This is a genomic window from Methanobacteriaceae archaeon (genome assembly GCA_013403005.1).
In the GTDB taxonomy this organism is placed as follows: Archaea; Methanobacteriota; Methanobacteria; order Methanobacteriales; family Methanobacteriaceae; genus Methanobacterium.
Genome location: JACBOA010000020.1, coordinates 1 through 24,792, shown reverse-complemented (window position 1 = coordinate 24,792; position 24,792 = coordinate 1). Strand labels below are relative to the sequence as shown.

The window sequence follows — 24,792 nt, the reverse complement described above, 5'->3', positions numbered from 1 at the left end:
ATTTCCACAATATTTTCCTTATTATTCATAGCGCAACGCCTCTGTTGGTGGTAAACGGCTGGCCCGGTAGGCGGGGTAAAAACCACCAATCAGTCCCACCACTAGGGCCACTCCCAGACCTCGCAGGAACACCTCAGGAGAATACACTGGTTGTATGAATCCACTCATACCCAGAGCCAACAGGATCTCTATGGCCACCAAACCCATGATGATGCCCACAACACCAGCTGCCAGGGTTAAAACCAGAGACTCTCCCAGTATCATGGCCAGAATTCGCCTATCCTTCCAACCCACAGCCTTCAAAACTCCTATCTCCCGGGTACGCTCATAAACAGACATTATCATGGTGTTTACTACTCCTATGCCTCCTATGACGATGGCTAAAAGAGAAATAGCCCAGGAAGCAGTGTCAATGGTGTTTAATCCCTGGTCAACACTTTGCAGGTCTTCCAGTGATGCGATGGTGGTTATATCCTTACCGTACTTGTCTTCAATGGATTTGGTCACATCTTCCACCTGGGCATCCTTTTTGATCTTAACGTAGATCATGGTTACCTTGTCTTCTTTCTCTTCAATTGCCTGCAAATTCTTCAGGGACATGTAGGTGCCCCCGTCCTGCTGCAGATCACCCGTTTCAAACACACCCACAATTTTATAATCCTCTTTACCCAGGGTAATGCTGTCTCCTACGGTTTTGTTTAGTTTCTGAGAGGCCACCTTCCCAATTAACACTTCTTTAGCATCTGCTGATGAGAAAGATGCGCCTGAGGTAATTTTCAAATCACTTAAAGTCAGTTTGGCTGGATCAATTCCAATTATAACAAAGTAAGGGTTGTTATTAACCGGTTGCACGGCAGTTAAAACTCCAACTGTGTCATCCACTCCATTTATTTCTTTAATTTTGTTGATGTAGCTTTCATCAATCTTGCTGAAGAACATATCCGAAACATTGGCTTCCACAATTGTAAAATCCGAGCCTCCTGCCTTCAGAGTTTCTTCAGTAGAAGCTTTCAATCCATCAGTAATAATTCCCAGTGCCACAATGGTGGCAATGCCAATGGCAATACCAACCACGGCTAGAGCAGTACGGGTTTTATTCCGAAATGGATTTTTAACAATTAAACCTAAAAATGACATTTACTGGCCCCCTAACCATACTATTCAACCTTAAATATATCTATTGGATGGTTTTTTTCACCTTCACCCTGCAGTCTTTAATTTTAAAGTTTATCCTGGTTTTTTTTGATTCCTACCATTAGTCATGTTCAGGGTATTTGAGTTTTTCAACCTGACAACTTTCTTAATTTTCACTACCTGATTATTTAAACTTTTTTTACTGGATTTTTTTCCTTTGATCTTTTTATGATTCTATGAATCCTTAATAGGGTTTAATAGTTTATAAAAGTTTCTTTAGGGGATTCTAACAAACTTATGGTCGTCTAACTTTTCTCACATCTAATTATTCATAACGCAGGGCTTCGGTGGGTGCTAATCGAGACGCTCTAAATGCGGGATAAAGCCCGCCCACTAAACCTACCAGAAACGCTATTAGAAGAGCTTTTATAAAGAGTTCTAAAGAATAAACAGGTTCTATAAAACCTCCCATTGTAGGGGTGGATAAAATAACTTCCACAGCACCTATGCCTATGATCAAACCTATGATATAGGATACCAGGGTTAGAACTACAGACTCACCCATAATCATAATCATTATTCTTCTATTTTTCCATCCCGATGCTTTAAGGACACCTATCTCCCGGGTACGCTCATAAACAGACATTACCATGGTGTTGATCACCCCAATACCACCAATGAGTATTGCCAGGAGTGATATGGCCCAGGAAGCAGTGTCAATAGTTTCCAATCCCTTGTTCACCCGGTTGAAGTCTGCAACAGTCTTGATGGTTACCAGTTCATCAGTGTAGTTTTTCTCAATGCTACTGGTGACTTCTTCCAGACTGGCATTGTTTTTTAGTTTAATAAAGATCATGGAAACCTGATCAGGCTTCTCACCTAATTCCTGGAGTAGGGGAAGGGAGATGAATGACCCTGCATCCTCCCACATGCTCCCAGTTTCATAGATCCCCACAACTTTAAAATCCCTGCTAAAAAGCCGGATGGTATCCCCAACAGTTTTATTCAAACTCTGAGAAGCTCTTTTACCTATGATTATCTCATCAGAGTTTTCGGTGAACTCCCTGCCATTAATAATGTTTATTTCACCAACTTTCAGGTTCTCCTGTTGGATTCCCATAACCATGAACAGTTCCCCGTCAACAGCACGGTTAATAATAAGCACTCCCACTGCATTATCCACCCCAGTAAAGTTCTTCAAATCATCAACACGCTTTGCATCGATTTTACTGGAACCCAAGCCTGGTGAATTAGCCTCGGTCGCAGTGAAATCCGAACCACCTGATTTGAGGGTGTTCTGGGTGGACTCCTTGAGACCATCAGTCACAATTCCCAGGGCGATGATGGTGGCAATTCCAATGGCAATACCCACCATAGCCAGTGCACTGCGAGTTTTATTGCGAAAGGGGTTTTTGAGGATGAAGGTTAAAAATGACATAATACTGTTTTTGTTTTCCAAGGATATTATAAATAATCTAATCCTAGCAATGCCTAATCATTACCTACAAATTAATCCTAAAGTTCTTTAAAACCTAATAGTGATCTGCACCATTTAATATGGAGTGAGAATAAAATATTTTTTGTTAATGTTAAACCTTTGGGGGTGGCATAGGATGAAGAGTGTATATCTTCTGGCAATAATAATTGTGGGATTGGTAATCACTTGTTCAGGATGTTCCAGTAAAAATGATACTCAGATTTCTGAAAGCACAGGCATTCCAGTATCTGAAGTTCCTAATCTGGCTTATGATGTATCAAAATCAACAGGCACCATCAGTAGCATACAATTTAAAGGTGTTAACCTCAACATGAATCAGTGCCTCTATATATTTGCCAGGGGAATAGTAATGATCAATAACGGTGAGAAAGGTAATATACCCATAAAAACATTCCAAAAAGCTGATGACCCTTCTGGGACTGTTAATTCAGCCAGAATTGCCAAAAAAGAATATTTGGATATGGCAGAACGTACCTATAAGTGGATGGAACAAAATAATAAGGTTCCTAATTACATTGGAGTGTATGAAGTTGGTGCAAATGATCTCCCCCCGGATATGCTTCTGAGAACATTTGTGAAGGTGTTAACTGAGTATAAGTCCAGTGGAAAACTTCCCGAAAGTGTCAGTGTACCCTAATATTTCTTTTTTTTATGTTCATAGTAAGCTAAATAATTAACAAAAAAATATTAAAAAAATGGGTAAAAAGAGTAGTTTCAGGACGATTTTAGTGTATTGGACCATCCATCAACCAATTTGGTCTGAAAACATTCCAGTAATAATCTATTAGGTTTTCATAGTCCCAATTACCTGTTACGTGCTGCCAACTATCTCTTCCAGTGACTTTTGGCACTACAGTTACCACATTTAGCATTTCCGGATTAGTAGGCGATTTTTCTAGTGTGTTTGTTTGTTCTACTGTGTAACCATTAGCTTCGTAGTATGTGCTGTAGATGATCAGCTTGTTGGAATTAACTTTGTAGGTTTTCCATACATAGGTGAAGTTACCCCCACCCAATGTTCCCTCAGGACCGGTGGTTTTCCCAGAATCAATTAAATCGCCCTCAGATTTTTCACCAGAGCCACCATCACTTCCAGTTGAACCACTTCCTGATCCAGTACCTGAACCGGTCCTGTTTAACTCAGTAGTAGTATTTTGATTATTATCTAAATTGTTACATCCCGAGGAAGCAATTGTCAGGATGATTAGTAGAAAGGATAAGACAATTATCTTTTTCATTTATAACCCCCTCAAATCCTATTTTTTTAGATGAACTTTTGTTTTAATCTGATTCATTTACCTCCAAATATTAAGGTCCATATTTGTTGAAAAAAGGATATAATTCCATTAAAAAAGTCCTGAATAACCTTTAATATTCCTCCAGAATTTTCATCTCCATTTCCAGTTCCATTGTAGGTCAAATCAACATTATTTGAACCTCCCTCTTTTTTTTCTTTCAGATCAACGCTTATGATCTTTCCAGTTTCTGGATTCACGCAGATAGTGCCCATGCTGTTACCATTTTTGTCCTGAACCTCAACGAACCAAGCATCCATAATCACTTCATATTTACCTGTTCCATCCATGGCATCCTGTTTGGCTTCACCAAAGACTACCCATTTAACTTCGCCTGTTTCAATTACCTTGACTTTAGCTTTCCAGTCCGTTTGAATATCGGGAGTTAGGGCAGTATAAGGCAGATTATGAGAATTTAAGTAGTCTTGTGCGATGGCTTTTGCTTGACTGGCTTCAATATTTGGTCCGGAGTCTGCGTAGGAGAAACCAGAAAGTAAAAGAACTAGAAGTAAAATTATTAAACTAATTTTTAGTTTCATTTTTTCCCCCCAATTTTTAATTTTTTTATCCATTTATTGACCCAAAGATTGGTAGCTATTGACCTCCAAAGATTGATATCCATATTTGCTGGAAGAATGATATTATGCTCTTTAAAAGGTTTAGAAGTGTTCCTAAGATTCCCTCAGAATCCCTATTACCATTTCCAGTTCCATTATATGATAAATCTTCACCACTGCTCCCACCACTTCCAGTGCCACTGTCTCCTTCTGTGGAACTGCTTCCTGGAAGCTCCTTGTAAACAATTTCACCAACATTATTGTAGGAATCTACGTAGATTTTACCCACAATTTGCCCATTCTTGTCTAAAACATTAACCACTCTTACAAAGTTTAAAACCAAATTGATTTTTGGATTTTCTTCACGAACTTCACTTTTAGCCTGACCAGCATCCATCCAATAAATCTTACCAGTGGATATCTCCTTAACCTTGGCTAGTAAGGTATCAGTGGCCACAGCTTTATACGAAGAATATCCATGAGTGTTTAAATAGTCTTGAGCAATGGCCTGTGCCTGGTTCTTATCAATAATCGGCCCATCATCTGCAAAAGCAGTGTTCAACATTAAAAAAATCAGGAGTATTCCTAAAAAAATATTCAAACTTTCTTCCCACTTCATTTAAGACACCCCATTAATCTTTAATGTATGTCATAATTTATGTCTAAACTATTATTTAAATCCAGATATGATATTAAAAAGAGATATCTTTGTTATACTCTCATCAACCAGGTTCAGGATTATATTTAGGTGAGATTCTAATGATTCTTGGTTATTGTTATATTTAACAAGTTTATCGTAGGTATCATCAGTTGAAAGGTAACCTGGTATTTCTTTATCTGTGTTGTGGATGTTTGAGGTACTGTTGGGGTTATTCATGCAAGTAATGAAGGTGGAAGGAATTTTAGCAATGGAAAATGGAAGGTAAACATGACTAATAGCACCCTCTCTGCCTTCGAAATTCTGACTGGCCATAAAGTCAATTTTATATGCTTTAATACCACTTAAACGTGCGTTTAATACCAAAAAATCAACAAAAAGCTGATTATTATTAGCATAATAATCTTTGGACACCACACAAGGATCTCCTATTCCAACTGCCTCTAAACTTATGACCGCAACAGTGTTGTTTAGAGATTCTTGATTATTTAGTAGGTACTGGCGGGCTCCAACAAGATAAGGAAGATAAACTATTTGATAATAAGCATCCGGAGATAAATTTGTTCTTTTAGGGGTTATTAATGGAAATGTGAAACTATCTTCACTGGCACCGAAACCAATAAGTTTTATGGTGTAGAAAGGCTTCTTATTTTTGTATTTTTGGGCTAGGCCTATGAGAATTGCCAGTCCAGTTGCATCGTCATTGGCACCAGATGTGTATTGTCCTAGCATATAATCTTGTACTGTATCAAGATCCGCGCAAATTATAATTTCCTTATTAGAAATGCCTTCTATGGTGCCTATGACATTATATGATGTTTTTATGTCCTCTGAATTCAATGAAAAATATTTAAATTGTTTCATTTCCGTTTTAAGGTTATTTTTTCTAAATTGATCAGAGAGATATTGTGCTGTTTTTTCTTCATTAGGAGAACCCGCAGGTCTGGGACCAATATCCGTTGATATGTATTTGACATGGGATACTAGTTCTTCTTGTCCAAATACACAATCTGATTCCAGGAAAAATCCGCTTAAAAGCAGTACTGTAATCATCAATATATGTAATTTTTTGCACATTCCATAACCTGATTTAATCCTTAATTTAATCTTCTGAATTTATTTCTTAATTAAAGAAATTGTAGTTTGCGGTAATCATGGACATATGTTTCTCTAGAGTTTAATTAGAAGATTATTCATATTCTTTTGAAGAAAGATTTAATTCCCCTAATGGTCTAATAAAGGTTTTGGATAAGTATATATTAATTAAAGACGATAAAATAAATTAATTAACATTTAAGGGGGATGTAAAAGATGAAAGAAGATGTTTTTTATGGTAAAGGAATGGCTCATGTTAAAAAGGACTATCCTGATATCTTTAAAGCAGTAGTTGAGTTGAATGAAGCGGCATACACAGGTAAAGTCTTAGATTACCGTACACAGAAGCTGATTGCACTCGGAATAACTGCTGCAGCCTCTGATGATAGGGCAATGAAAAAACAGATGATGAGTGCCATGAAGGAATTTGATATCACTAGGGATGAGATTGTAGACGTCCTAAGAGTGGTTCTTTTAACCTCAGGCAACCCACCATTCACCAAAGCCATGAAAATACTCTATGACATTACAGAATAATCCCTTCATTTTTTTTGAATTTATAGCCTAAAATAGATGAAGAATTAGTTTTTAAGCACTGAGTTAGCTTTAGGTTGTATAAAACTTAACCTATCTTTAATCTGCTGTCTTTAATCTGTCAGAGGATATGTTATGAACGAACTTCTGACATTGTTGGATGTGGCATATCCTTTCTGATGGGCAAACAGTGTCTAGCCAAACAGTCAGTTATCCTTCCACTATTTCCATATCCTTTTCCATTCCCAAAATCAAGGGAGCTGGAATTACATCCACCGAGGATATCAGTACAGTTCGAACTACTATAGATTAACGAACAATAGATTAACGAAATTGAAGAAATATATTTTATATAATCCTTCATCAGATAATTGTGAAAAAATAGACAAGTAATCTTATTTCTTGAAAATTAAGAGGATATAAACCATATTTCTTAATTATTTATTATTTCTTAATTCATTATTTCCACTCTAAAAAAAAGATTTGGCAAGATTTTTTCGCTGTTTTATTTTCTTCCTTTTCATTTCCATAGTTTTACTTTTTTAAAAATCAATTCAATACTCTGAAGATAGTTTAACCCATCTTCAGAAATATAATAAATCCCCTGTTTTTTAATAAGCCCTATATTTTTTTAGTTGGTTTAAGTGGTTTGCCAGGGTCTTTAAAAGGTCAACACCTATCATTATAAATGATAACAAAAAGAAATTAAAATAAGGTAATGAGAAATTACATTGGGGGCGCATATTAATTACTTATGAAATAGTCTATTTGATACTTTTTTTCGTTATATTAATCCCCTTAGCTTTTTTAATAGGTAAATACATGTTCAAAATTTTCACTGGTAAAAAAACTATTTTATCGCCAATTATTCAGCCAGTGGAAAAATTTGTATATAAAATATGTGATATTGATGAAGATGAAGGGATGGATTGGAAAGAATATGCATATTCTTTATTAGTTTTTAATTTTCTCGGGATTGTCTTTTTATTTGTTCTGTTTATCCTGCAGGGTTGGTTGCCTTTAAATCCTGATAATTTGCCAAGTGTTCGGTGGGATACAGCTTTAAACACTGCCATCTCTTTTGTCACCAATACTAACTGGCAATCCTACAGTGGAGAGAACACCATGAGTTACCTTTCCCGGATGATGGGATTGACTGTGGAGAATTTTTTATCCGCTGCTGTGGGAATTGCCACGTTACTAGCTTTAATTAGAGGATTTACTAACAATAAATCAGATAATCTGGGAAACTTTTGGGTAGACATTACTAGAATTATTTTATATGTTTTGCTACCTATTTCTGTCCTATTAGCACTATTGCTAGTTTCCCAGGGAGTGGTGCAAACCATAAATCCCTCTATTACTGCAGTAACAATCGAGGGGGGAGTGCAACAATTATCAATGGGACCTGTAGCCTCACAGGAAGCCATAAAATTGTTAGGTTCCAATGGTGGTGGTTTTTTCAATGTCAACAGTGCACATCCCTTCGAAAACCCTAACTACATTAGTAATTTCATAGAATCTCTATCCATACTTTTATTACCTATTTCTTTAATTTTCACCTTTGGATTTATGGTCCGGAATCTGAAAGAGGGTTTATCCCTGTTTATGGCTATTTTCATAATCTTTATCCTGGGTTTAGGTGTTGCTCTATGGGCAGAGAATATATTAAACCCTAATTTGGCCAGTATAGGAGTTTCTGGACAGAATTTAGAGGGAAAAGAACTAAGATTTGGTGTAACTTCTTCGGTGTTGTGGGGGTCAGCAACTACAGCTGTATCCAATGGTGGGGTTAATTTCATGTTTGATAGTTCCATGCCACTCACCGGACTTGTATACCTTTTTAACATTGCAAGCAGTGAAGTGATATTCGGAGGAGTTGGTTCTGGATTGATTGGCATATTATTTTATGTTATTTTGACCATGTTCATATCGGGTCTTATGATTGGCAGAACCCCAGAATATCTGGGTAAAAAGTTGGGACCGGAACAGATGAAATTAACAGTGGTGGCAATTTTACTCCCTCCCTCAGTTGTACTTGTAATGTCAGCCATAGCCATCCTGGTCACTGTTAACCTTTCCCATGCGAACTATCCTCCCCATGGACTGACTCAGATCATATACGCATTCGCTTCTACTACTGGGAACAATGGATCTGCTTTCAGTGGTTTAAACGTGGATACAGTCTTTTATAACCTGATCACAGCCCTAACCATGTTAATTGGAAGATTCGTACCTTTGATTTTGGCACTTGCCATCGCAGGTTCCGTGAGCAAAAAAGGAATCTTACCAGCAACATCAGCAAATTTCCCCAGCACAAGCGTCTTTTTCGCACTCTTACTAGCAGCAGTGATATTTATTGTAGGTGTTTTAACTTTCTTCCCAGTTTTTGCACTAGGTCCTATACTCGATCATTTCCTGTTGACAGTTAATTAGTAATAAAAAACGAGAAGAGAAATAATAAAAAAATATGCTGGATTCAATAAACAGAGAGATTAATCAAAGCAAATTCTGAGGAATGCGCAATGGTAAAAGAAGCTGGGATATTTGAAAGGGAAAAAGCAACTTTGGCCCTAAAAGAATCAATAATAAGATTGAACCCCTTGAAAGTTTTCAGAAACCCGGTTATTTTCATTGTAGAAATGGGTGCTTTAGCCACGGTTATCATCACCATCTATAAGCTGTTTATTGGAGTTGATTATTCTTTTGACATTCAGGTAAGTCTCTGGTTATGGTTCACTGTAATCTTCGCTAATTTTGCAGAAGCATTAGCTGAAATCCATGGTAAAGCCCGTGCAGAATCGTTAAAAAAAGCCAGAAGTGAAATCAAAGCCAGAAAAATCTTGGAAGACGGAAGTATTAAAACTGTTAGCTCCGATTCACTAGTCAAGGGGGATATTATTTGCGTGGGCGAGGGAGAAGTTATAGCCGATGATGGGGACATTATTGAAGGCACAGCTTTAGTAGATGAATCCACAGTAACTGGAGAATCAATTCCTGTGAAAAGAGAATCTGGAGGTGATCGTAGTGGTGTTACCGGTGGAACTAAATTAGTATCAGGAGAAGTGAAAATCAAGATAACAGTGAACCCTGGTGAGTCCTTTTTAGATAAAATGATCAGCATGGTAGAAAGTGCCACCCGTGAGAAAACACCTAACGAAAAAGCTCTGGAAATTCTTATTCTAGGATTAACTGCTGTTTTTTTAGTGGTAGTTCTTACTCTTCCAGTCTTTTCTGATTATGTGGGTATTAATACTACAGGCACTGATTTAATTGCATTACTCGTATGTCTCATGCCCACCACCATTGGAGCATTATTACCAGCCATTGGGATTGCTGGGATGGACAGACTTCATGATCATAATGTCATTGCACTTTCCGGTAGAGCTGTGGAGGCAGCTGGAGATGTAAGTGTGGTTTTACTTGATAAAACTGGTACTATCACTGTGGGAACCAGAAGAGCCACGGAATTCATTCCTGCAGAAAATTCTAATTTAATAGAACTTACCGAAGCCGCATATATTTCATCATTGGCAGATAAAACACCAGAAGGAAAGAGTATTGTTAAATTGGCCCGTGAAATACTGAATAAAAATAATATTGAGCCTGTGACACCTGCTGAATCTGAATTCTTACCTTTTTCTCCAGAAACTTGTATGAGTGGGGTTAATTTCGCCTCATGCGAGATTAGAAAAGGAGATACTCTTGCTATTGAAAATTACGTCCGAAAAAATGGAGTTGCAATGCCTTCTGGCTTAGTTAAGATTACTGAGGATGTGGCTCGCAAGGGTGACACACCTCTGGTGGTAGCTAATAAAGAGAAAGTTTTAGGGGTTATAAGGCTAAAAGATGTGTTAAAAAAGAACATTGCTCAACGACTAGCACATTTAAGAACAATGGGTATTAAAAGTATTATGGTAACTGGAGATAATGAATTAACAGCTAAATCCATATCTAATGAGGCAGGTTTGGATGGCTATATAGCTAAGGCGTTGCCTGAAACGAAATTGGAGGTTATTAAACAGTATCAGGCTGGAGAAAATCAAAATTTGGTGGCTATGATTGGTGATGGTACTAATGATGCACCGGCTCTTGCTCAGGCGGATGTGGCCATAGCCATGAGTTCAGGAACTGCAGCCGCCAGGGAAGCTGCCAATATGATTGATCTGGATTCTTCACCCTCAAAGTTACTGGACGTGGTGGAGATAGGTAAGGAAATTCTTATAACTCGTGGTGCAATCACTACTTTTAGTATTTCCAATGATATGGCTAAATATTTCGCCATTATACCTGCTCTTTTTATGGCAGCAGAACCAACGTTGAGTCGTCTCAATATTATGGATCTTTATCCACCACAAAGTGCTATTTTATCAGCAGTTATCTTTAATGCTGTTGTAATTCCTTTACTAATACCCTTAGCACTTAGGGGTGTTAAATATCGTCATTATTCATCAATTCCAAAAATGCTGGCCATAAATATTGCTATCTATGGATTTGGAGGGTTAATTTTTCCATTTATAGGCATAAAACTTATCAATATGGTTGTTGAATTCATTGGACTGATACGTACATAGTAATCAATCACTGCCCCTTCCAAATATCATGGATAAATGCTTAAGAGGTATTGAAGATGAAAGAAATCAAAAGGTCAATATATTTATTTCTATTGCTTACAATTCTTTTGGGTTTAATATACCCACTTTCCATGACCTTAATCTCTCAGATCATATTCCCAGAACAGGCCAATGGGAATCTCATTAAATCAGATGGTAGAATTATTGGATCCAATCTTATTGGTCAAAATTTCCAGAGTCCTAAATATTTTCATGGAAGGCCTTCTGCAGTTGATTATAACGCCTCTAATTCCAGTGGTTCTAATTTAGCTCCTAATGATAAAAAACTTACTATCCGCGTTAAGGAGTCGTTGATGGAATTCAGACAAGAAAATGGATTGAATAATAATGAGACTGTTCCTGCGGACATAGTTCTCACCTCAGGTAGTGGTCTTGAACCTTATATAAGTGTTGAATCTGCTATGTTACAAGCCTCTCGCATATCCAGTTCCAGGGCATTAGACAAATCAGTTATCATTAAAATAATAAATGATAATATTGAATATCCATTACTAGGTGGTGGCAGGATGGTTAATGTATTAAAATTGAATTTGGCACTGGATTCTATATAAAAAAATTGAAATTCTAGGAAATATACGATAATATATGACTCAAATTAATATAATTAAAAAATATGGGAAAATATAAATTAAATTGTCAAATAAGCGATATTTTAAGTTTTAGAATTATTTTTGAGAGACTAGTATGGTGAAAAGACCATAATAAAGAATTTAAAAATTTTGATGAACAGTCCAACACCCATAAACTTTAGTTCCATAAAATGGAAAAAAATAATATCTTAGCAGAATAGATACAAATAAGTATAAGTGCTTTGATTTATATTTGTTGAATATTAATAGGGACTGATTCACATGGCTGCTCAGCAACTTGTTTTAGGCATTATTTTAATAATTAGTGCCCTAATATTATTATATTTGGCGATTTATAGTCTGAGGAAGCGTTCTTCCAATTTGTATTTCTATTTCTCTCTTCTAATGTTTTCTGTGTTTTTCTGGTGTTTGGGTTCTGCCCTGGAATTTCTGAGCTCTGATTTTGGGGCTAAAGTATTCTGGATACAAATAAGTTATATTGGGGTGGCCACTGCTGCCCCTTTATGGTTCATTTTAATCTTAGAATATGGGCAATACGGAAAATACCTTAAACCTGCTAATATCGGGACCCTCATGATTCTACCCCTGGTAATTATAGTATTGGCATTCACCAATAATTTCCACGGACTCATCTGGCCCAGCATCACTCCCACATCTGATGCAACCGGGGCACTTTTGATTTATGCCCATGGACTGGGCTATTGGATAAACATTGGCTACAGTTTCCTACTCTTAATACTGGGATTTGTCATCTTACTGCGATTATTAATGAAATCACCCCGCATTTACCATAATCAAATTCTGATACTCTTACTCAGCGGATTCATCCCCCTGGTTTTTAGTGTATTGTACAATACAGATATCCTTGGCATCCCTGGATTAGACGTAACTCCCTTTGGACTTACCATTTCCGGATTCCTCATGGCAGTGTCAATCTTCAAATTTTCTTTACTGGGAATAAGGCCTATCGCTTATGAAACACTTTTTAACACCATTAAAAACGGGTTCATGGTTTTTGATAAAGAAGATAAGTTGATTGATGTTAACCCTGCTGCGGAAATGATTGGAATTACCACCAGTGATGTGGGTAAGCATTTTACACAACTAATGGACAACTTACCAGATTTAATGAAATTTTACCAGAACCCAGAGGAAGAATCAGTAGTATATGCTGGAGATCCCTTCAACATCTGGATAAGAGTCCAAAGCACACTTTTATACGATAATAATGAATTTAAAGGACGTTTAATTGCAATACAGGATATAAGTAAACTTAAAAGAGTTGAAAAGGATTTCAGTGAAAGTGAAGAACGTTATAAAAATTTATCAGAACTTTCTCCAGATGCAATTTTAGTGGTGATTGGTGAGAATATTGTTTTTGCCAACAAGGCCTCAGCCAAAATATACGGATTTGATAACCCTGATGCTCTTTTAGGTAAGAATATTTTCAGCTTCTACCATCCGGATTCAGTTGAACTGGCTAAAAAGCGTTGGAATAAAGTTCTGGTTGAAAGGAAAGTGTTAGGTTTCGTTGAAAAGAAAATAATTTCTCAAGATGGTCAGGTGAAATATATTGAGGTGGGGGATGCTCCTATAACTTATAATGGTCAGCAGGCTGTTCAGCTGGTGGCCAGAGACATCACTGAACGGAAGAAACTGGAAGAAGAACTGAAAAAATCCTTGAAAGAGAAGGATCTCATGATGAAGGAGATCCATCACCGTGTGAAAAATAATTTAATGGTAATTCAAAGCCTCCTCAACCTACAATCACGATACATTAAGGATACAGCTGCCCGGGATATATTTAAAGATAGTCAAAACCGTGCCAAATCCATGGCCATGATTCATGAAAGCCTCTATCAATCCAGTGATCTTAAAAGAATAGAATTCAGTGAATACATAAACAACTTGGCTAATAACCTTTTCTACAGCTACTCTGCAGATCCTAAACGTGTGAAAATGGATGTCAACGTGGATGAGGTTATGCTAGATGTAAACACAGCCATTCCCCTGGGTTTAATAATCACAGAATTACTCTCCAACTGTTTAAAATATGCCTTCCCCGGGGATAAAACTGGTGAAATAAAGGTGGATTTCCATCCTTACACTGAAAATGGGGAAAAGAAATTAAAATTAACAGTCAGTGATAACGGAATTGGCCTCCCAGAAGGATTCGACCCTAAAAAATCAGATTCACTGGGTTTAATGTTAATCTACAGTTTATCCGAACAAATCAGTGCCAACATAAAATTGGATAGAACTGCAGGAACAAAATTTGAGATCAGCTTCAAAGAAAAAGCAGAATTTGAAAAAACTTAGTAACTTACCTAAAAAAGTGTTATTAGAGGTTAATTTACATTTAGGCACTGATTTAACGATTACTATACAAGTGAAGTCTATTTGATCCGCATAAAATTTGTTCTCAGATAAATAAATGGAATTATATGATCCAAAAAAGATTAACATTTTACTGGCATGGCTAGTTTTCAAGTTATAATCAGGGAAAATTGGCCAAATTTATTTTTAAAAGGAGATTAATAAATGTCTGTATCTATCAAATGCTTGTCTAAATATTCCTGGTTTAAAATAAAAGCCAATAATAAGGTTATACATATTGACCCCGGGTATGCTGGTTACTTAGAAAATCAGGAAATACCAAAATCAGAATTAAAAGAAAGGGCTGATATTGTTCTGGTAACCCATCATCACATGGATCATCTCCAAGAAGAGGCACTCTCCCAGATTCAAAAGTCAGATACAACTATTTTAGCTCCGGAGAAATGTCAGGATAGGATTGGGGGAAATTTCCAGAAGGTTAAACCTGGAGATGAATTAAAAATTGATGGAATCAATGTGAAAGTTGTCAATGCCTACAATACTCCAGAAGGAAATTCCACCAGAAAATTGCACCATAAAGGTGATGGAGTGGGCTATATATTCACCTTTAATTCATTTACTTTCTATCATGCTGGAGATACAGACTTCATACCTGAAATGAATGACTTCCCGCAGGTTGATGTTGCTTTGTTGCCCATGGGAGGTGTTTTTACCATGGATGTGGATGAAGCAATAAAAGCTGCCCTTACCATTAATCCTCAAACAATCATCCCCATGCATCAAAAAGACGCAGATCCTGAGCAATTTAAGAAAAAAATTGAACAAAACCAGGATAAGTCAGAATCTAATATGAATGTAGTTATTCTAGGGATGGGGGAAAGTTTCCAATTAGAATAATCAAAATAAACATTATCCAATTAAAAGCACTGAATTATTAAAATAATAGTTTAATATGGGTAAAAAAGTTTGGTGAATCTTTTAGGCCTTATATTTTTAAGAATAGTTGGTATTTTATGGTCAAGATTTCCATTAATTGATTTTTATTAAATTTATATTATTATAAACTCATAAATCCTATTTTTTTCCATTGAGCTATTTTTTAGCTATTTTTAAAGACACTAAATGCATCAGCAAAATCAAGCACAACCTTTTTAAGGGTATGTGATCAACATTGTGTTATCGCCAATCTGGCGTGTTAATTACCTACTTTTTTTGGGACCCGGTCCCATGGATGTGGCGAAAAGCTGAACAAAAAGAGGTGTATTTAATGTACAATTATATAAAAGAAGCCTGGAAAAATCCAGACGAATCTTACGTAAAAGAATTAATGCAAGAGAGAGCTCCTGAATGGAGACGAGATAGTGTAATTAAGAGAATAGAAAGACCAACCCGGCTTGACAGGGCAAGATCTCTGGGATACAAAGCCAAAAAAGGATACATAGTTGTCAGAACCAGGGTGCGTCGTGGTGGAAGGAGAAAAAGTCGTTTCACTGCTGGTCGTCGGCCGAAAAGGATGGGTGTTAAGAAGATTACTCCTAAAAAATCCATTCAGCGCATTGCTGAAGAAAGAGTAGCTAAAAAATACCCTAACTTGGAAGTTTTAAACTCATACTGGCTATGGGAAGATGGAAAATTCAAATTCTTCGAAGTCATTCTGGTGGATCCTAACCACCCGTCCATAAAAAACGATCCTAAAATCAACTGGATCTGTGAAAAACACCATACTGGACGAGTATATCGTGGTTTGACCAGTGAAGGTAAGAAAAACAGGGGTCTTCGCAATAAAGGTAAAGGAGCGGAGAAATTAAGGTAATGATACATAACCTCTCCTACCGGGCATTCGTTTATTCAACTGAGAACGAAGAGAAGGTGAGGGAGGCTATACATAACCTCCTCCCCACAGCCCAGATTGAAAAGGAAATCACTGAAGGATACCATAAGAATCAGGTTATCATTCTCCAGGGAAAAATCACCAAAAAAAGGGAAATAAAACAATTCCTGGAGAAACTAAATTCACTCAAACCTTCAGCTAAAAAAAGGATGTTGAGGGAGCTTGAAGACCGGATTGATGAGAGAGGAAACCTTTTTCTTAGATTTGATAAACAGCGTGCCTTCCTGGAAGAAATGAAACTGGTGGACCACGGCGATGCTATCCATGTAAAACTAAAAATAGCCGCCTATCCCTCTCGCAAAGAAGAGGCCATCAAAGTGGCCCGACAGCTGTTCAAGGATGACAGGTGTTAGGATGTTTTTTGATTTTCACATCCGCGCAGAACCTTTATTAGCCATGGAAGCTGGAAAAATGGGCTACCAGGGCATGGCTCTGATAATACCTTCTCGAGATTCTGTTTCCAATTATGAAAGGCATTCTATTGGAAAATCATCAGGATATTCTTCTAAAAATTCTCGTAGCACCCATTTCAAAGATTCTAAGAAAATTTCTTTGGAAAATTTTCAAACTTCACACTCATCTGATTGTAAAAACCAGTATGAAGCTTTTAAAAGTATTAAAAAGAATTTGAAACAGTTCAAACAGGATAAACAGTTATCTGTGCTCATCGGTGTAGAAATTCTGGCCAAGAATCCTTCAGATCTTAAAAAACAGGTTCAAAAGTTTAGAAAAAGGTCTGATGTTATCCTGGTCCATGGTGGTGACCTTAAAGTCAACAGAGCAGCCACTGAGGACCCCCGAATTGACATTTTATGCCACCCCTACCGCAGCCGATATGATGCTGGTATAAATCATGTTTTAGCCACTAAAGCAGCTGAAAATCAGGTTGCTATAGAGTTGAACCTTAAATATTATCTTTTAACCAGACCAAATCAACGTCACCGGGTTCTAAGCCAGTTCCGTTCCATTGTGAAGTTGCATCGTAAATACAAGTTTCCTGTAATCATCACCAGTGGGGCTGAATCTATTTATGATCTTAGAAATCCACGGGATGTAATTGCCCTGGCCTCTTGTTTTGGAATGACCAAAAATGAGGCAAACGAAGCTCTGTCAACAACTCCTCAAAAGATTATTGATAGAAATAGAATCAGGGATCAGGTCATAGTTCAGGGGGTACGTTTAATCAGAGAATGATGTTCAAATAATATTTGGATATGTCAGTTTTGAAATTAGAGAGGAGATAATGGGGTTTATGAAACTTAAAATATTACCCTCCCATTTAAGGGATAAAAAGAGATACCTGGCATTTCAGGCCTACTCAGAAATTCCATTAGAAAAGGAGGATATCATCAAACTGGTTCAGGATGCATCTAACGATCTTTACGGTGCGTGTGGTACCAGTAAAATGGGATTATGGGTTATTAAGGTGTGGAATTGTCCATCAGATGATAAAATTACTATAAAAGGGATTATCAGATGCAGGAGGGATGAAATTGAAGCTACCAGGGCTTTGATTCCTACAATTACCAGTTTCAGGGGGAAGAGGGTTGTTTTCATGACTCTAGGAATATCCGGAACCATCAAAGGAGCAATAACAAACTTTATTAAATTGAAACCAGCAAATGATTAAAATGTATAAATGGTTTTAGAAACTGTTACTAATTAGATTCATTATTTTATCTAAAAAAAATTTGAAAGAGGTATAATATATGCAACCGTTCCCAGCAGCAGGATATGATAAAGGTATATCTATTTTCAGCCCAGACGGAAGGTTATTCCAGGTTGAATATGCTAGAGAAGCTGTAAAAAGAGGTACAACATCATTAGGAGTGAAATCATCCGAGGGGATTGTGCTGGTGGTAGATAAAAGACCCAGCAGCAAACTGGTGGAACCCACCTCCATTGAAAAGATATTCCAGATCGATGAACACATAGGAGCAGCCACCTCAGGTTTAGTGGCTGATGCCCGCAAACTCATTGAACAGGCCAGAATGGAGTCTCAGATCAACAAGATCACCTTCAACGAATCCATACCAGTGGAGATGCTGGCTAAAAAGATCTGTGACCTGAAACAGATGTACACCCAACATGGAGGAGTACGACCATTCGGTTCTGCACTGATAATTGGAGGAGTTAAGGATAATGGATGCCGACTCTTTGAAACAGACCCCAGTGGTGCTCTAATTGAATACAAGGCAACTGCTATCGGTGCTGGCAGGGCTATGGCCATGGAAGTCTTTGAGAAAAATTACAGTGAAGACATGAAACTCAATCAAGCCCTGGAACTGGCATTAGATGCGATTTATGAAGCAACCGAGGGTAAAACCACCAAAGAAAGTGTTGAAATTGCCGTTATAGAAGAGTCCACTCATAAATATCGGAAGCTCACCGAAGACGAGATAGAAGAACATGTTGAGGAACTTCTTCTACGCAAATCCAAGGAAGGTGAGGAAGAAGAGGAATAATTTATGATAGCCCTGGAAGATGCCGTTATTGCCCGCCTGGAATATTACGGGGAACGATTTGAGATTTTTGTAGATCCAGATCTAGCATCTGATTTTAAACGGGGAGAAGATATTAAGATTGAAGATATACTGGCTGTAGAAGAGGTTTTCAAGGATGCAAAAAAGGGGGATAAAGCATCTGAAGAGGCCATGAATAAGGCCTTCCACACTACCGACCCCCTGGAAGCCGCTGCCACCATAATTCGTAAAGGACAAGTGCAACTGACAGCCCAGCAGCGAAGGGATATGCAGGAGGAAAAAAGAAGGATGATCGTGGATAAAATAGCCCGAGAAGCAATAAATCCACAAACTAAACTCCCTCACCCTGCAAGAAGAATCGAAATAGCCATGGAAGAGGCTAAAATCAGGGCAGATCCCTTTAAAAGCGTGGATGAGCAGGTTAATATCACCCTAAAGGCCATCCGTAGACTGATACCCATTAGACTGGAAAAGGTAAAAGTTGCCATCCACATCCCTGGAGAAGATACAGGAAGGGTTTATGGAATCATACCTGAATTTGGAAAAACCCTCCAAGAAGAATGGCAACCAGATGGATCATGGGTTGCAGTAGTGGAAATTCCGGGAGGTATGCAGGATAATTTCTATCAGAAACTCTCCGAGCTTACCCATGGAAAGGCGGAAACCAAACTCTTAAAATGAAACTTCTCATTTAGCCTATAAAGGAGGCATAACGTGTTATTAGTAGAAGATAAACAGATTGTAGTTCCAGGTGAAGTACTGGCAGAAGGGGATTATCACTCGGGGAGAGGAACATTCAAGGAAGAAGACAAAGTATGCTCTTCTCTGGTTGGCCTGGTGGCTGTTCGAGACAAAAAAATTAGTGTTATACCCTTACAGAGTAAATATATCCCTAAAAGAGGAGATGTGGTCATTGGACAAATCAGTGACATCCGATTCTCCATGTGGAACCTGGACATCAACTCACCTTACTCTGGAATTCTCCCTGCAGCCGAAGTTTTCGGTAAGGAAAAAAGAGAATTAAATCGAGCATTCGATCTGGGAGATGTTCTATTCCTGAGAGTGGTTGATGTTGATGAGGTAAAAAAGGTTAAACTGGGCCTTAAAGGCAGAGGACTTGGTAAATTCCGGGGAGGAATACTCATCTACATCACACCCACCAAAGTTCCAAGACTCATAGGTAAAAAAGGATCCATGATCAACATGATCAAAGACCAAACCCACTGTGAAGTAGTTGTGGGTCAAAATGGCGTGGTCTGGGTTAAAGGAAAACCAGAAATGGAAAGAGTGGTGCAAAAAGTTGTTAAAACCATAGAAGATGAAGCACACACCTCCGGACTCACTGATCGAATTAGAGACATGCTACTGGAACTACTTGGAAAGAAAACTGAAGAAAAAGAGAAAGAAGAAGAATTTGAAGAAGAGTTAATCCAATAAAGGGGTGATTATTATTCTAACCAGTAAATTAATGGGAAACAGTAATAAAGGGAGTTTAACAACTTCCACCACTAAAAAAAGACCTGATGGAAGGGCCTTTGATGAACTGAGGCCCCTGAAAATTGAGGCAGGAATCCTGGAAAGAGCAGATGGATCAGCCTATGTGGAAATAGGTGATAACAAAGTACTGGCAGCAGTTTACGGTCCAAGAGAATTGCATGTTCGCAGGTTATTAAAACCCAACATGGCCATCCTGCGCTGCAGGTATAACATGGCACCATTCTCAGTGGAGGACAGGAAAAGACCCGGACCAGACCGCAGATCAGTGGAAATATCCAAACTCACTGCCGAAGCACTAAACCCTGCAGTATTCCTGGAGAAATTCCCCAGATCAACCATCGACATATTCATTGAAGTACTGCAGGCTGAAGGGGGGACTAGATGTGCAGGAATCACCGCAGCATCCGTGGCACTGGCAGATGCAGGTATACCCATGAGAGATATGGTGGCAGCCTGCGCAGCAGGTAAATCCGATGGACAGGTAATAATGGACCTGTCTGAGTGGGAGGACAAAGAAGGAGAAGCAGACATGCCCATAGCCATGATGCCCCGAACTGGGGATATAACCCTGCTCCAGATGGATGGACATCTCACCTCTGAAGAGTATGAACAGGCCCTGGATTTGGCCATAAAAGGATGCCAGATCATAGGTGAAGAACAGAAAAACGCCATAAAAAACAGATACGGCGGTGATTAGAATGGTGCAGAGCATAGTCCCCGAGATCATAAAAGAAAGTATCACCAACCTCATCAAAAATGGAGAAAGACCAGATGGAAGGGCCCTGGACCAGTACCGGGAAATTAGCCTGGAAACAGGCATAATTAAAAAAGCGGAAGGATCAGCCAAGGTTAAACTGGGCAATACCCAGATCATAGTGGGTGCCAAGCCCCAGATAGGCGAACCATTCCCTGACACACCCAATGTGGGTGTTTTAATAACCAATTCTGAACTGGTACCCATGGCAGCACCAAACTTCGAACCAGGCCCCCCAGATGAACGTTCTGTGGAACTGGCCCGGGTAACTGACCGTTGCATTAGGGAAGGGGAAGTAGTTGACCTGGAAAAACTGGTCATCATTCCAGGGAAGAAGGTGTGGATGATATTCCTAGACTTGCACATTCTGGACTACGATGGCAACCTATTTGACGCAGCAGTGTTAGGCAGTGTAGCAGCCCTAATGGATGCTAAGGTCCCCAGCACCACCATTGAAGATGATGAAATCGTAATTGACTATGAAAAAATGATTCCCATACCCCTCAAGGAACAACCACTCATGTGTACCATGGCCAAGATCGGTGGGGAACTGGTAGTGGACCCTTCCCTGGAGGAAGATGATGTTTTAGATGCCCGCATATCCATAGGTGTACGGGCTGATGGCACGGTCTGTGCTACTCAGAAAGGCGGATCAGTTCCATTTACCCGTGAAGAAATCATGAAGGCCATTGGAATAGCCCAGACCAAGACGGAAGAACTTCGAAAGTACCTTCCACAAGCTTAATTCATGGTGGATTTTTTTACGAAGACGAGTTTGGTTTTTTATTGAAAAATCGAAAATGTATATAGGGTTGATTGGAGTGAATCTAACTTTCAAACAACCCCCTAATTCAACTAATTCAATTTGATAATAAACTATACTCACTTAAACACCCACCCTGATTCAATAACTAAAAAATAACCTTGAAAAAATCAAATTTAACAACAATAAGGTGATAATTATGGCAAGAACTAAAAAAGTAGGTATAACTGGCAGATTCGGAGCCAGATACGGTAGGAAAGCAAAGAGAACCGTAAAATCCATTGAAGAAAACATGAAAAAGAATCACATCTGCCCTCAATGTGATCGACCTGGAGTTAAAAGACAGGCTGCAGGAATCTGGAAATGCCGCAAATGCGGTGCAGTATTCACAGGCGGAGCATACCTACCCCACACCCCCATGGGTAAAACCGCCGCAAGAAACATTAAGAGGATTGTTGGAGGTTTATAATTGTATAAATGTGCAAAATGCGGGACACTGGTGGATATCAAAGGATACACAGAATCCAAATGTCCCAGCTGCAGATACAGGATTCTTTTCAAAGAGATACCACCTGTTAAACGGGTTGTAAAAGCTCGATAAGTTAAAAGTTTTAGGGTAGCTAGTATTTAAAAGAATAAAATATCTAAAAGAAGATTAACCCGGATAGATCTGCATTCAGCATATTTTGCTGCAGACATCCTTTCAAGATTAAATTTCCCAGTAAAGTTTCGTATCATTGTATGTTAATCACCACTTCTCGAAAACCATCCCAGAGAACAAGAACATTCTGCCGAGGATTAGAACAGGTATTAAAAGCTCGTTGCATTAACCGGGGCAAGATGAGTCTGCGTGATGTCTTTTTGAAGGCCGGTGAAATGGGAACCAACCAGGTGGCAGTGGTATCAGAAAGAGATGGAAATCCCAATGGTATGGAAGTTTACAGGGATGGAGAATTATTCGCTACCCTAAAAATAAGTGTGGATTTCTCACCTTCCAAAGGAAGGATAGTGAAGGATGATCTGCGTCTTCGATGTCAAGTAGATGAATTAGAGAAGATCATCAGCCGGATTTTTGGTATTCCCCTTGAAGAATCGAGATCTGATTACTACGAAAAACTGTCTTTTAAGCAGAAACAGAAACTCAAATATCGGGAAGTAAAATCTGATTGTAATCTACTCATCATCAGAACCCACCAGAAAAAATCTACCCCGGTGATGGAATTTTTTGATGCAAGTGGTAAGCCATGCGGGCCACGCATCTACTTACATCAGTGTAAATTGGAAGATGAGAATAGTAAAAGATGAAAAGATGAAAACTCTTAAAAAACCTCTTAGAGAAGTTGAAACTCAGCTTGAAATAGAATTTGACTCTGAAAAAGAAGCTGAAATTGTCTTCTCTGCAATCCATCCTGAGATAAGTGATTCCCCCTCAGAGAGAACCATAACTGAAATTAATTGTGAAAATAAAACACTCACGATTGACATCAAGGCACAGGATTCTGCATCCATGAGAGCAGCAATCAATTCCTACCTCAGATGGGTTATACTTTCCCAGCAAGTCCTTGAATTAAACAAATAATATTAGGTAAAATAATCAGGATCTTAAATTAAACATATAATATTAGATAAATGAAGATAAATCACTATTTGGAAATAAAAATCCGAATTTAAAATAAAAAAACAATCATATAAAAAAAATAGAAATATTTTTAGATGAAATTACTCTTTAGCTGACTTACAGTTTTTACTGACTTACAAAATATGAGGTGATAAATATGGAAATTCCCCAGAACATCCAACATCAACTAGCCCAGTTCCAGCAAATGCAACAGCAAGCACAGGCCATAACCATGCAGAAACAGAGTGTGGATCTGCAGATACGCGAAACAGAAAAAGCATTAGAAGAACTGGAAAAAGTGGAAGATGATGCTGAAGTTTACAAATCTGCTGGAAACCTGTTAATTAAAATGCCCAAGGCCGAACTAACTGAAGAAATGGAAGAGAAACTAGAAACCCTTAAACTCAGAGAAAAAACTGTGGCACGACAGGAAGAAAGGGTTATGAAACGCTTAAAGGAAATGCAGGAAACCCTGCAGGATGCCATGCAGATGCAGCCGGGTATGGGTAATTAATACATAAAAAGATGAAAAGTTTGAGTCTAAAATAATTCCATACTTAAAGTCGCTACCTAAAGAAGTAACAGATAAGAGATTAGTATTTTATTAGTATTTTAATGAGGCTGAGGTTAAAAGATTGAAAAAACTCACAGACCAAGAAATGGAGAAACTCTCCGAAGCTGCGGCAGTAGCCGCAGAAAACTATATTTTTTCCAAAGTATCTAAAAAAGAAGTTCTAGATATGGAGTTAAGAGTTGAATTTAACCAGGAAGACGTCTTAGATGTTGATGTTGAAGTGGAACTATTCTTGGATGAACTTTCAAAGGCAGAAGATACTCTGGCTGATGAAGCTGCCGAAGTAGCTCTGGATGAGATTGATAAAGAGATTGAAAAGATGTCCTAATTTCTATTTATTCTATTCATCCAATTTTGACTAATAATACATCCTTAATTTGGATTTTCAAGATGCTTCGTTTTTTTTTTATTTTTTTACTTTTTCTCCTTTTCTAGGAATGAGTTCCTGAATTTCTGGTGGCAGAGTTCTTTTATATACAACCAGCCAGTTCATCATAACTGAATTTGAATGTGGATTCGCTTTCAGCATGTGGATGTTTCAGAATTACTTATCATAAAGTCTATTTTTAATAATCCATTTTTGAACATACCAGTATTACTTCGGCCATTTGTGAATAAGTACTTTTACTGGTGCGGAGGAAGTCGCACATATCATCAGCTCTGGCATAGGTTTGAAATCTTTGTCAAAAAGAATTGAATAATTCTTAAATCTATTTATTTTCATTCTAAGTTTTTTTTTGATCTTCCATGAGTTTTTTTTACTTTACAGTTTTGAAGCATAATATATGGTTAAATACTTAATGTTAAGGTTCTATTGTTTATTTTCTTCCTTAAAGTCTAAGGTTTTTTTTTGGTTTATAAATGCAAAAAACGTCTTGAA

At 38.0% G+C, this 24,792-nt stretch carries 29 protein-coding genes; 23 read left to right on the top strand and 6 right to left on the bottom strand.

All coding sequences use genetic code 11. The annotated features are described in order from the left end of the window. Positions 1–21 precede the first annotated feature (21 nt). The gene (locus HVN35_10900) at positions 22–1,137 is read right to left on the bottom strand and encodes an ABC transporter permease (GenBank protein NYB53048.1); all 1,116 of its coding nucleotides are present in this window, start codon (positions 1,135–1,137) and stop codon (positions 22–24) included. Between the two features lie 322 nt (positions 1,138–1,459). Beyond that, positions 1,460–2,572, bottom strand: a complete 1,113-nt coding sequence (locus tag HVN35_10895; GenBank protein NYB53047.1) for an ABC transporter permease — start codon at positions 2,570–2,572, stop codon at positions 1,460–1,462. A gap of 175 nt (positions 2,573–2,747) precedes the next feature. On the opposite strand from HVN35_10895, the gene HVN35_10890 reads away from it, so the two are divergent. After that, on the top strand, positions 2,748–3,269 hold the full coding sequence (locus HVN35_10890) for a hypothetical protein (GenBank protein NYB53046.1): 522 nt from the start codon (positions 2,748–2,750) through the stop codon (positions 3,267–3,269). 88 nt (positions 3,270–3,357) lie between these two features. Here the strand turns inward: HVN35_10890 and HVN35_10885 are convergent, their stop codons facing one another. From HVN35_10885 to HVN35_10870, 4 genes are read right to left on the bottom strand one after another with little or no spacing between them, the layout of a single operon-like run. After that, positions 3,358–3,870 (bottom strand): hypothetical protein, encoded by a 513-nt coding sequence (locus tag HVN35_10885; GenBank protein ID NYB53045.1) that lies wholly within the window; start codon positions 3,868–3,870, stop codon positions 3,358–3,360. Between the two features lie 53 nt (positions 3,871–3,923). Further along, entirely contained in the window at positions 3,924–4,466 is a 543-nt protein-coding gene (locus HVN35_10880; GenBank protein NYB53044.1) for a hypothetical protein, read from the bottom strand. A 55-nt stretch (positions 4,467–4,521) separates the two neighbouring features. Beyond that, complete coding sequence (locus HVN35_10875; protein ID NYB53043.1) at positions 4,522–5,103, bottom strand: hypothetical protein; 582 nt, start codon at positions 5,101–5,103, stop codon at positions 4,522–4,524. Between the two features lie 51 nt (positions 5,104–5,154). Continuing rightward, positions 5,155–6,219: a M28 family peptidase gene (locus tag HVN35_10870; GenBank protein ID NYB53042.1), complete on the bottom strand. Its 1,065-nt coding sequence runs from the start codon at positions 6,217–6,219 to the stop codon at positions 5,155–5,157. Between the two features lie 234 nt (positions 6,220–6,453). Here HVN35_10870 and HVN35_10865 point away from each other — a divergent pair, with 234 nt between their 5' ends. The 22 genes from HVN35_10865 (at position 6,454) to HVN35_10760 (ending at position 24,240) form a co-directional block, all read left to right on the top strand. After that, the gene (locus HVN35_10865; protein NYB53041.1) at positions 6,454–6,774 is read left to right on the top strand and encodes a carboxymuconolactone decarboxylase family protein; all 321 of its coding nucleotides are present in this window, start codon (positions 6,454–6,456) and stop codon (positions 6,772–6,774) included. A 157-nt stretch (positions 6,775–6,931) separates the two neighbouring features. Then, positions 6,932–7,084, top strand: coding sequence for a hypothetical protein (locus HVN35_10860; GenBank protein NYB53040.1), 153 nt, complete (start codon positions 6,932–6,934; stop codon positions 7,082–7,084). A gap of 428 nt (positions 7,085–7,512) precedes the next feature. Continuing rightward, positions 7,513–9,207 (top strand): potassium-transporting ATPase subunit KdpA, encoded by a 1,695-nt coding sequence (gene kdpA / locus HVN35_10855; protein ID NYB53039.1) that lies wholly within the window; start codon positions 7,513–7,515, stop codon positions 9,205–9,207. Between the two features lie 89 nt (positions 9,208–9,296). Continuing rightward, a complete protein-coding gene (gene kdpB, locus HVN35_10850; protein ID NYB53038.1) occupies positions 9,297–11,345 on the top strand; it encodes a potassium-transporting ATPase subunit KdpB in 2,049 nt (682 codons plus the stop codon). A gap of 56 nt (positions 11,346–11,401) precedes the next feature. Further along, on the top strand, positions 11,402–11,956 hold the full coding sequence (gene kdpC, locus HVN35_10845) for a potassium-transporting ATPase subunit KdpC (protein NYB53037.1): 555 nt from the start codon (positions 11,402–11,404) through the stop codon (positions 11,954–11,956). A gap of 300 nt (positions 11,957–12,256) precedes the next feature. Then, positions 12,257–14,314 (top strand): PAS domain S-box protein, encoded by a 2,058-nt coding sequence (locus tag HVN35_10840; protein ID NYB53036.1) that lies wholly within the window; start codon positions 12,257–12,259, stop codon positions 14,312–14,314. A 222-nt stretch (positions 14,315–14,536) separates the two neighbouring features. Then, the gene (locus tag HVN35_10835) at positions 14,537–15,229 is read left to right on the top strand and encodes an MBL fold metallo-hydrolase (protein NYB53035.1); all 693 of its coding nucleotides are present in this window, start codon (positions 14,537–14,539) and stop codon (positions 15,227–15,229) included. A gap of 370 nt (positions 15,230–15,599) precedes the next feature. Further along, entirely contained in the window at positions 15,600–16,145 is a 546-nt protein-coding gene (locus HVN35_10830) for a 50S ribosomal protein L15e (GenBank protein ID NYB53034.1), read from the top strand. Further along, positions 16,145–16,576: an RNA-binding protein gene (locus HVN35_10825; GenBank protein NYB53033.1), complete on the top strand. Its 432-nt coding sequence runs from the start codon at positions 16,145–16,147 to the stop codon at positions 16,574–16,576. The genes HVN35_10830 and HVN35_10825 overlap by 1 nt, the downstream gene beginning before the upstream one ends. Before the next feature lie 73 nt (positions 16,577–16,649). Further along, on the top strand, positions 16,650–17,417 hold the full coding sequence (locus HVN35_10820) for a ribonuclease P (protein ID NYB53032.1): 768 nt from the start codon (positions 16,650–16,652) through the stop codon (positions 17,415–17,417). 58 nt (positions 17,418–17,475) lie between these two features. Continuing rightward, positions 17,476–17,853, top strand: coding sequence for a ribonuclease P (locus tag HVN35_10815; GenBank protein NYB53031.1), 378 nt, complete (start codon positions 17,476–17,478; stop codon positions 17,851–17,853). Between the two features lie 79 nt (positions 17,854–17,932). Beyond that, positions 17,933–18,688, top strand: coding sequence for an archaeal proteasome endopeptidase complex subunit alpha (psmA, locus tag HVN35_10810; GenBank protein NYB53030.1), 756 nt, complete (start codon positions 17,933–17,935; stop codon positions 18,686–18,688). Between the two features lie 3 nt (positions 18,689–18,691). Then, positions 18,692–19,387 (top strand): ribosome assembly factor SBDS, encoded by a 696-nt coding sequence (locus HVN35_10805; protein ID NYB53029.1) that lies wholly within the window; start codon positions 18,692–18,694, stop codon positions 19,385–19,387. A gap of 33 nt (positions 19,388–19,420) precedes the next feature. Beyond that, positions 19,421–20,143 (top strand): RNA-binding protein, encoded by a 723-nt coding sequence (locus tag HVN35_10800; GenBank protein NYB53028.1) that lies wholly within the window; start codon positions 19,421–19,423, stop codon positions 20,141–20,143. A 31-nt stretch (positions 20,144–20,174) separates the two neighbouring features. Continuing rightward, positions 20,175–20,900, top strand: coding sequence for an exosome complex exonuclease Rrp41 (locus tag HVN35_10795; GenBank protein ID NYB53027.1), 726 nt, complete (start codon positions 20,175–20,177; stop codon positions 20,898–20,900). 1 nt (position 20,901) lies between these two features. Continuing rightward, positions 20,902–21,702 carry an exosome complex protein Rrp42 gene (locus tag HVN35_10790; protein ID NYB53026.1) on the top strand — a complete coding sequence of 267 codons (801 nt, stop codon included), beginning with the start codon at positions 20,902–20,904 and terminating at the stop codon, positions 21,700–21,702. A 217-nt stretch (positions 21,703–21,919) separates the two neighbouring features. Continuing rightward, positions 21,920–22,189: a 50S ribosomal protein L37Ae gene (gene rpl37A, locus HVN35_10785; protein NYB53025.1), complete on the top strand. Its 270-nt coding sequence runs from the start codon at positions 21,920–21,922 to the stop codon at positions 22,187–22,189. Continuing rightward, the gene (locus tag HVN35_10780) at positions 22,190–22,321 is read left to right on the top strand and encodes a DNA-directed RNA polymerase subunit P (GenBank protein NYB53024.1); all 132 of its coding nucleotides are present in this window, start codon (positions 22,190–22,192) and stop codon (positions 22,319–22,321) included. A 140-nt stretch (positions 22,322–22,461) separates the two neighbouring features. Further along, positions 22,462–23,025, top strand: coding sequence for a Brix domain-containing protein (locus HVN35_10775; GenBank protein ID NYB53023.1), 564 nt, complete (start codon positions 22,462–22,464; stop codon positions 23,023–23,025). 4 nt (positions 23,026–23,029) lie between these two features. Further along, positions 23,030–23,299, top strand: a complete 270-nt coding sequence (locus HVN35_10770) for a hypothetical protein (GenBank protein NYB53022.1) — start codon at positions 23,030–23,032, stop codon at positions 23,297–23,299. Between the two features lie 196 nt (positions 23,300–23,495). After that, complete coding sequence (locus HVN35_10765) at positions 23,496–23,852, top strand: prefoldin subunit beta (GenBank protein NYB53021.1); 357 nt, start codon at positions 23,496–23,498, stop codon at positions 23,850–23,852. Positions 23,853–23,973: 121 nt separating this feature from the next. Then, positions 23,974–24,240: a DUF3194 domain-containing protein gene (locus HVN35_10760; GenBank protein NYB53020.1), complete on the top strand. Its 267-nt coding sequence runs from the start codon at positions 23,974–23,976 to the stop codon at positions 24,238–24,240. The last annotated feature ends 552 nt before the right edge of the window (positions 24,241–24,792 follow it).